Here is an 8,711-nt window from a genome sequence, read left to right on the forward strand (position 1 = left end):
TTATTTCTAAATTCCTAGATTGTAAAAGAATTCAGAACTTGAGAGCGAACTAAGATGGCTTGATTAAAAAGCAAAATTGGGGTGTGATTGACTCATCGCAAAAATTTCAAAAGGTTTTGCAATGGTTCAGAGAGTTTTAAAAATTCGCTGGTATTTGGTGGGTTTCAGTTTGTTCTACCCACCCTACATGTGCAAGGTGAGTAGATTAAAATCTACGCGAAATTCATTTAAGATATAGAACAGATTTGCAATCTTTAAATGTGCTTTATACCGTTGCCGCGAGTTTATTCAATAAGGCATCAACTTTGGGTTCTCGACCCCGAAATGCAACAAATAAATCCATTGCACCTTGTGAACCCCCTTTTTCAAGAATGTTGCACATAAAGGCTTGACCCGATTCACGATCAAAAATGCCTTGTTCTTCAAATACGCTGAACGCATCGGCGGCTAACACTTCCGCCCATTTATAACTGTAATACCCAGCGGCATAACCGCCTGCAAAAATATGGGCAAATGAATGTTGGAAACGGTTATATTCTGGCGGAGATAATACAGAAACTTGCTCACGCACAGTGTTTAACAACGCTTGGATGTCAGTATAAGCTTGATATTCTTTATGTAAACGGAAATCAAACAAGGCAAACTCCAATTGACGCAACATAAATAAACCCGCTTGAAAGTTCTTTGCAGCATACAGTTTATTAAACAAAGCCTCGGGCAACACTTCACCTGTTTCAAAATGCTTGGCAAATAAATCTAAGCCCAATTTTTCCCAGCACCAATTTTCCATAAACTGGCTAGGCAATTCGACCGCATCCCATTCTACCCCATTGATGCCAGAAACAGGACTATAGTCAACTTGGGTTAATAAATGATGCAATCCGTGTCCAAATTCATGAAACAGGGTTGTCACTTCATTATGAGTTAATAAGCTTGGTTGCCCATCAATCGGCGGTGTAAAATTACATGCTAAGTAAGCCACGGGATATTGAATGTTGTCGCCTTGTTTTTTGCGAATCACACACTCATCCATCCAAGCACCGCCCCGCTTCTTCTGCCGCGCATATGGGTCTAAATAAAATTGCCCGCGCAAATGACCCTTTTCATCATGAACTTGGTAAAACGTCACATCTTGATGCCATACATCAACATCATCTTTAGCCTTAATTGTAATGCCATACAAACGTTGCACGATGTCAAACATGCCTTGCGTCACTTGAGGCAATGGAAAATAAGGTCTTAATTGTTCTTGGGAAATAGCATACTGATGTTGTTTTAATTGCTCAGAGTAATACCATAAATCGGCTTGAGAAAAATCTTGTAATTCATTTTGTTGCTCAGCAAACGCCTTCACTTGCTCTAATTCACTCAATGCAAATGGTTTTGATTTTCCTGCTAAATCATCTAAAAATTCCAGTACTTTATCAGGTGAATCCGCCATTTTTTGATAAACCGATAACTCAGCATAATTATCAAAATTAAGTAATTTAGCCATTTCTTGGCGCAAAATCATAATTTGTTGCATAATATCCGAATTATCCCATTGTGAATCACCTTGATCAGAGGCACGGCTCACAAAGGCCGCATACAATTCTTGACGTAATTCACGATCATCAGCATAAGTCATAACAGGTTGATAACAAGGCATATCCAGTGTGATTAACCAGCCATCAATTTCTTCTTGCTGCGCATTTTGCTTTAACAACGCTTTGACCGAATCAGGCAAACCTGTTAATACTGTTTCATCGGTAATCTGTTTTTTCCAGCCATGGGTTGCATCTAGTACATTTTGTCCAAATTTAGAACTGAGTTGCGATAATTGCTGCATAATTTGCTTGCAACGGTCTTTTTGCTCAGCCGCTAAATCCACACCTGCTAAATGAAACTGACGTAAGGCATTATCAATTACTCGTTGTTGTGCATGATCTAATTTCCCAAACTCTGCACTGTCTTTAACTGCTTGATAAGCTGTATTTAAAGCTTCATTCTGCCCAACTTCCGTGCGATATTCAGTCAATAATGATAAACCTTGGTCATAGACTTCTCGCAACTCATCACTGTCTTGTACATTATGCAAATGACTGACAGGCGACCATAAACGATTTAAACGATCATCTAACTCAGCCATTGGTAGCACTAGATTTTCCCAACTATAATCACCTGTTTGCGCCAAAATTGTGTCAATAGCCGCACGATTTTCAGCTAAGACAGATTGCAATGCAGGTAAAACATGTTTAGGTTGAATTTTGGAAAATGTAGGCAAATGGGTTTGAGTTAATAACGGATTATCCATATTATTCCTTTGTAGAATCCAATATTTGCTGGAGTGTTTTCACTTGTGCAGCATTATTACGGTTTTCTTCTTCAAGCAGAGCCAATCGCTGAGTTAATCGACGTTGACGGCGTTCTAATTCCGATTGATGAATATCAATGCCCAACACTTTGACTAACAACATGCCGATACCCAAAACGAATATCAAGGTTGGCGGATAATTAATCCCTAAAAAGCCGCCAAAAATATCAATAAGTTGGGGGAAAATGCCTAAACCCAAGATGATAAATGCAATCCACAACCACCATAGGGCATGCCGTGTATGTAAATGGTCGCGTCGAATCAGAAACAAAATAATGCCAGCAATGCTGAGTCCTAGCAACGCTGAAGTAATATGATAGCTCAGAGTGTACATGAATGTTTTTGCAGTATTTAAAGGGTGAATCCAACTATAATAAACAGTAAATCTACAACAGTAAATGTAAGCATTGTTTATATTGTGGTTAATCAGTAAAAAATAATATCAAAATTGTGTTACAGGACATAATCAATATCCTATTTCCTTGCAATAATTTAAACATAGGCTATAAAAAACAGGTCATTTGTAATTGATTGGGTCATCATAAAATAGTGTTATCGGAGTCAATCATGATGAGGATTTGAACGGAGAGATATGTATTATGATAAGTTCGGACATATTTTTAGTATTTACAAACAAGTCAAAATTTGTAACTGGCTAAAAACTGTCCGAAATATTGAAATTATACAGATTGCTGTAAAGCGTCTAAAAAGGCCTGATTCTCTGATTCAGTACCAACAGTCACCCGCAAGCATTGATCTAATAACGGATGTGAACCATGCAAACATTTAATCAATACGCCTAATTGTTTTAAGGAATTATGTACCTCAACTGCATTTTTCACTCGCATCAAAATGAAATTAGCTTCGGTTTCCCATGTTTCAACTTGTGGCATCGCTGATAATTTTTGTAATAAATCGACTCTATCTTGTCTAATTTTCTGTGTTTGCTGTTGGAAAATTTCATAATGTTCTAACGCAAAACTCGCACTGAGCTGTGATAACGTATTAATATTATAAGGTAAACGGATTTTATCAATTTGCTCTAACCATGATTTTGAGCCAACCAAATAACCCAAGCGCAAACCCGCTAGACCAAGTTTTGAAACAGTGCGCATCACTAACAAATTAGCATGGTCATGGATACATGGTAAAAATGAATGATCGGTAAAGGGTGAATAGGCTTCATCAACAACGACTAAACCGGGACTGCAATCAATAATATCTTCAATGTCAGCCCGAGCAAATATATTGCCCGTTGGATTATTTGGATAAGCAATAAAGGTTAATGCAGGTTGATAGGTGTCAATCGCTTCCAACATCGCAAATATATCTAAATTGAACTGACCTTCAACTAATGGTACACCGATATAACGCATTCCCAACATTTGAGCTATGTGCTTATACATCACAAAACCCGGTTCAGGTGCTAAAATAACCGCGTCAGGTTTATTCACCGCCATTGCCAACATTTGAATTAATTCATCAGAGCCATTACCCAAAATAACCCCTAAATCATCAGATATTTGCATGGTATTGCAAAGCTGTTGTTTTAATTCTTGGCCTGTTGGGTCTGGATAACGGTTTAAATGGGCATTTTTTAAACTTTCTAGCCATGTTTGAGTAAAGTGGGCATCCCAATCATAAGGATTTTCCATTGCATCTAATTTAATTAAGCCATTTGCATCCACAACGTAATAAGAAGAAAGTTGTTGAATTTCAGGTCGTATCCAAGCTGCAATATTATCATTCATCATTTTTTCGCAATAATTTTTAAAGCATTAGGCTAGTGTAGCATTTGGTTTTGCCCAGTACAATTGCTTATGTCCTTTGTCCTCAAAAGCTTGTGCAAGCCGCTGTGCCTCAGCCTTGGTTAAATTATTCTCTATTAAAAACGTATTATTATTATCATCCAACCGCCAAACTGACCAAGTGCTCGCATTGTTTTCATTTTTTTGAGATTCGTTACTCATAATATGTTTCCACTTGCTTAATATCGAGTATGTATGCAAACGATGTTTTTATCCCAATTCAAACCGATAACATGATTATTTTCACAACAGTGTCGCTATTTTTTTATCTAACAGATTATAATTTATGAATATCGATTCTTATCATCAAACTAATAAACTCATGTTACGCAAAATGTAAAAAAGTTTGAAAGAGTAGGGTGGAATAGATGAGTTTTTTGATGTTAGTTATTATGAATAAACTCTCTTGCACCGTATTCCGCCATCCCAAGCGTATCGCATATTTTGGTGGAAAACACTGCGCTATTCCACCCTACATAAAATGAAAAATTCTTTTATTTACGTAAGCTGAGTAATAAACCATATGAAACAAAAAGTCCTGATGTCGTGGAGCAGCGGCAAAGACAGTGCTTGGGCACTATATCAATTACTGCAAAATCCTGAATTCGAAGTATTTGGTCTATTTTGCACCATCAATAAAAAATTTAACCGTGTTGCGATGCACAGTGTCAGAGTTGAATTGCTGCAACAACAAGCTGAGCAAATTGGACTCCCGTTGTATATTATCGAGTTACCCTTTCCATGTAGCAATGCTGATTACGAAGCGATTATGGGCGATTTTGTAGCACAAGCACAACACGACCAAATTGATTGCTTTGCTTTTGGTGATTTATTCCTTGAAGACATCCGCCAATATCGAGTAGATAAATTAAAAGGTACGGGGATTGAGCCTATTTTCCTAATTTGGGGTATTCCTACCCAGCAACTGAGCAGACAAATAATTACAGGTGGTTTAAAAGCTATAACAACGTGCATCGACTCAAAACAAGCTCCAGAACATCTTATTGGCAAAGCGTTTGATGACTCATTTTTAGATTCGCTCCCTGAAACCGTAGACCCCTGTGGTGAAAATGGAGAATTCCATAGTTTCGTCTTCGACGCACCGATATTTAAGCATGCTATCAATATAAGCTTAGGTGATATTGTGCATCGAGATGGTTTTGTGTTTGCCGATATTTTGCCTAAAAACTAAGGTAATTCAATCGAACTGGCTCGCCAGTCAAACGGTGAACGACGCTGACCCGTAAATTGTTTTACTTTAAAATGGCTGTCACCAAAATCACAAAAACTATAATTGATTTGATTGCGCTGTAACTGCGAGGCCAATGGATTGAGCAATGCTACCACGTTGACATCCACCACATCTAATTCAATCGTACCATCAATGCCTAAGCTTGATGAGGTGTTAAAAATATCACTGCTACTTCGTGCACCACGGTCAAAAATACCCGTTGCATTGACCACAATATTACCGCCATTGCCTTCAATTGCAGTAGTTTTAACTTGGCTGTTATCAGTGATAATAAATTCAGATGAAAGGGTAATTTCCCCCCCATTGCCTGTTGATTGTTTCACGCTAGTATTAATTTCACTGCTACGCAATAAATGAATCATTTGTTCGGCATTCAAGGTGATTTCGCCACCATCATTTTGGGCTGAGTTGGTTTCAATTTTGGCTTTATTATTTAAGCGAATGGTTGAATCACTGTTAATATTTAATATGCCTGCACTCGAGCTTAAGCCCGAAGTTGAAATTTTACCTTGGTCAGAAAGCAATATACTGCCAACATCTAAATTAATACTACCCGCAGCCCCCGCACTGTCACCACCAAATAAAGAGCTTGCATTGATTTCACTGTATAAAATGGCTTTTTGAGGGAAATCAAATAAGCAGTCAAAGGTTTCCTGACTGGAAAGTTGCTCATATTCTTTCGGCAATTCAACATAGCCCGTAATATCAGCATGACGTTCTATAATAAGCTGAATATTCCCACCACTGGACACGTTGTTAGTAGTGCTATTAATTGAACCCCCTTGCTCAAGACTCAACGAACCTGTTTCTAAATGTAATTGCCCACCAGAACCCACATTATTGGGAAAGCCAACACTACGTACATATAAACCTGAGTTAATCCCAAAAATATTTTCGCCATAAGGATTACTCCCAGAAATTTCGGTTTCACCTGAAATATAAACATTAACTGCTCCGCCATTACCTGCGGTTTGACCCTGTGAAGCAATCACGCTGCTGGTAATATTTGCGCCATCGCTTAATGTCAGACGTTGTGCATGTAATTCCACACCACCTGCATCACCACCATCGATTTGGTTAATTGTAAATTTTACATCATCACAATTCTCAAGCTCAATGGCTTCTTGCACCTGTTTTGCATCAGGCAATTGCACTGAATTTGAACCAATGCTACTGGCAAATCCACCTGAATCCGTCCCTGATAAACTAATTGTACCCGTAGCGGTTATTTCAATATTGCCTGCATGACCACCACCCACTGTTTCACTGCTTATTGATGCCCCTGTTTTTAAATCAATATCTTGAGCTTCAATGGTAATATTGCCACCGCCACCAAGACTGCCCGTTTGATTGGTAATCAAGGCTGCATTGCTCAACTTTATATTTGTGGCGGTAATCTCGATTGTGCCTGCATTGCCTGTGGCTCTAGGATAATATTCGGAAGTACTGGCAGAAATACTACTGACAAAGGGAGATGGTTGAGACTGCTCTGGGAATTCTGCTTGAAACGCTTGCTGGTTTGAGCCTATTGATTGACTCACATCATCATCGGTTGCATAGCCTGAGACCGTAATCTGTGGTGCATCGATCACAATATTGCCTGCATTGCTGTTGCCTGTGGTATTGGTGTTGATTTCACCACCGCGCTTAATTATCAGCGTATTAGCCGTGATTTCAATATCACCTGCCACTCCTGTTTTACCACCAATTTCTCGGGCTTGCACTCGAATTCCACTACTTAAACCGTCAATATTTTCACCATAAGGATTAATCCCTGAAATCACTAAATCTCCTGTCAGAATCACTTCAATTTTACCGCTTTTACCAACCACTTCACCTTCTCGGGCAATCACGCTACTGGAAATATTACCGCCTTGTTCTAAAGTTAAATTGTCCGCATTAATAAAAATATCCCCTGCATCACCCACATCATTTTTTTTGTCTTGAGGATAAGCATCAGCAATAATGCGGCTGGCTTGCCCTGTTTCATCCGTGCCCCGAATCACAATATTGCCAGTTTTTTCAATCTGAATACTACCGCCTTTGCCTTTGCCAAAGGTTTCCACCCCAATAAATGAGCCATCCAAAATAGTTAATTCTTGTGCAGTAATTACAACACTACCCGCATCATTATTTTCACCACTGGCATTGGAATAACTGTAAATATTTGAGCCTTTGCCTAACTTATCATTGCCTTGTAACGTCAATTTTTCAGAAGCAGACACATTAAGTTCAGGTGCATTTTTTTTCGCGGTGGTATTAGTATAAATAGTACTGCCATCATTTAAACTGACATTACGAGCAATCACTTCTAAAATCCCCACAGAATCATCACCATCGCTATCCGTTTGAGTTTCTTGGGATATGGCGCTGGCATATTTTGATTCTGAATCCTCTCCTGACAAATACACTTCATCAGCTTCAATCCGCATTAATAGACCTTCACTATGCCCTGTGGTACTGGCTTGGATTTGACTGCCTTCGGTTAGCGAGAACTGCTCTGCACGCACCAATACACTGCCACCCACTTCGGTATTATCATTAATATCAATGCTAAGTTGGCTGCCATTATTCAGGCTCACCTGTTTGCCAATCAAATGAATTGAACCATAATCCTGACCGCTGGCACGAATTTCACTGAAGTCGCGTAATTCAATATCCGCAAATTTACTAATACCTGATGCGTCAATACCCGTTTCAAGTGTTGGGTCTAAAATAACTTCTCCTTGTGCGGCCACGCTGACTAAGAAAATATTGCCACCTGCAATTTCAATCTGGGGAAAACGTTCGATTTCAGTTTGCTCGACACCATTTTCATCGGATACGAGATTGGTTATGTAGCTGCCTTGTAATACGCTAATATCACCACCGATTAAAGATAAGGTTGCATTGGGTTGTAAATGAAGCTGGTCGGTATGTTCAGGTTCTTCAATTAATTTACCGCTGGCACGTACGCTAATCGCAGCGGCTGAATCGGTTAAAAATCCAAAGCTACGCACATCGGCTACACTCAAAATTGATTTTTCTGCAAAACGGGCGTGAAACTCATCACCATTGGTGAATTTAAGATAGTCCGCCGTCGTAGCATGAAAACTACCTTGAATATTTAAACGTGCATCTTTACCGAAACTAATACCAAATGGATTAATAAAATATAGATTGGCTTGTGGAATCTCTGAAATTAATTGCCCATTGATTAACGACGCTTGGCCACCTGTAACCCGTGCAATAATATTATGTATGTCTTCGCCGAGAAAAGTCGCAGTTTGCCCTTGATGTAGATTGAATAATTCAAAAC

The 8,711-nt window shown here is 38.9% G+C and carries 6 protein-coding genes; 1 reads left to right on the forward strand and 5 read right to left on the reverse strand.

Annotated features, from left to right (window positions below):
• Window positions 1-265 precede the first annotated feature (265 nt).
• The 4 genes from prlC to ABXH34_RS04620 all read right to left on the reverse strand — a co-directional run bounded on the left by prlC (window position 266) and on the right by ABXH34_RS04620 (window position 4,323).
• Window positions 266-2,293, reverse strand: coding sequence for an oligopeptidase A (prlC, locus tag ABXH34_RS04605; RefSeq protein WP_353570689.1), 2,028 nt, complete (start codon window positions 2,291-2,293; stop codon window positions 266-268).
• 1 nt (window position 2,294) lies between these two features.
• On the reverse strand, window positions 2,295-2,687 hold the full coding sequence (locus ABXH34_RS04610) for a DUF2304 domain-containing protein (RefSeq protein WP_353570690.1): 393 nt from the start codon (window positions 2,685-2,687) through the stop codon (window positions 2,295-2,297).
• A 346-nt stretch (window positions 2,688-3,033) separates the two neighbouring features.
• On the reverse strand, window positions 3,034-4,107 hold the full coding sequence (gene hisC, locus ABXH34_RS04615) for a histidinol-phosphate transaminase (protein ID WP_353570691.1): 1,074 nt from the start codon (window positions 4,105-4,107) through the stop codon (window positions 3,034-3,036).
• A 24-nt stretch (window positions 4,108-4,131) separates the two neighbouring features.
• Window positions 4,132-4,323: a hypothetical protein gene (locus ABXH34_RS04620; RefSeq protein ID WP_353570692.1), complete on the reverse strand. Its 192-nt coding sequence runs from the start codon at window positions 4,321-4,323 to the stop codon at window positions 4,132-4,134.
• 361 nt (window positions 4,324-4,684) lie between these two features.
• Here ABXH34_RS04620 and ABXH34_RS04625 point away from each other — a divergent pair, with 361 nt between their 5' ends.
• Window positions 4,685-5,353: a Dph6-related ATP pyrophosphatase gene (locus ABXH34_RS04625; protein WP_353570693.1), complete on the forward strand. Its 669-nt coding sequence runs from the start codon at window positions 4,685-4,687 to the stop codon at window positions 5,351-5,353.
• Here the strand turns inward: ABXH34_RS04625 and ABXH34_RS04630 are convergent.
• On the reverse strand, window positions 5,350-8,711 hold a 3,362-nt coding region (locus tag ABXH34_RS04630; RefSeq protein ID WP_353570694.1), incomplete at its 5' end, for a two-partner secretion domain-containing protein. The two genes, ABXH34_RS04625 and ABXH34_RS04630, sit on opposite strands and share 4 nt — an antisense overlap.

The organism is Candidatus Albibeggiatoa sp. nov. BB20 (genome assembly GCA_016744725.1).
GTDB lineage: Bacteria > Pseudomonadota > Gammaproteobacteria > Beggiatoales > Beggiatoaceae > Albibeggiatoa.

What these genes read in the sequence shown, in the direction of transcription:
- prlC (WP_353570689.1), bottom strand. Translation starts at nt 2,293, where the DNA reads ATGGATAATCCGTTATTAACTCAAACCCATTTGCCTACATTTTCCAAA.
- ABXH34_RS04610 (WP_353570690.1), bottom strand. Translation starts at nt 2,687, where the DNA reads ATGTACACTCTGAGCTATCATATTACTTCAGCGTTGCTAGGACTCAGC.
- hisC (WP_353570691.1), bottom strand. Translation starts at nt 4,107, where the DNA reads ATGATGAATGATAATATTGCAGCTTGGATACGACCTGAAATTCAACAA.
- ABXH34_RS04620 (WP_353570692.1), bottom strand. Translation starts at nt 4,323, where the DNA reads ATGAGTAACGAATCTCAAAAAAATGAAAACAATGCGAGCACTTGGTCA.
- ABXH34_RS04625 (WP_353570693.1), top strand. Translation starts at nt 4,685, where the DNA reads ATGAAACAAAAAGTCCTGATGTCGTGGAGCAGCGGCAAAGACAGTGCT.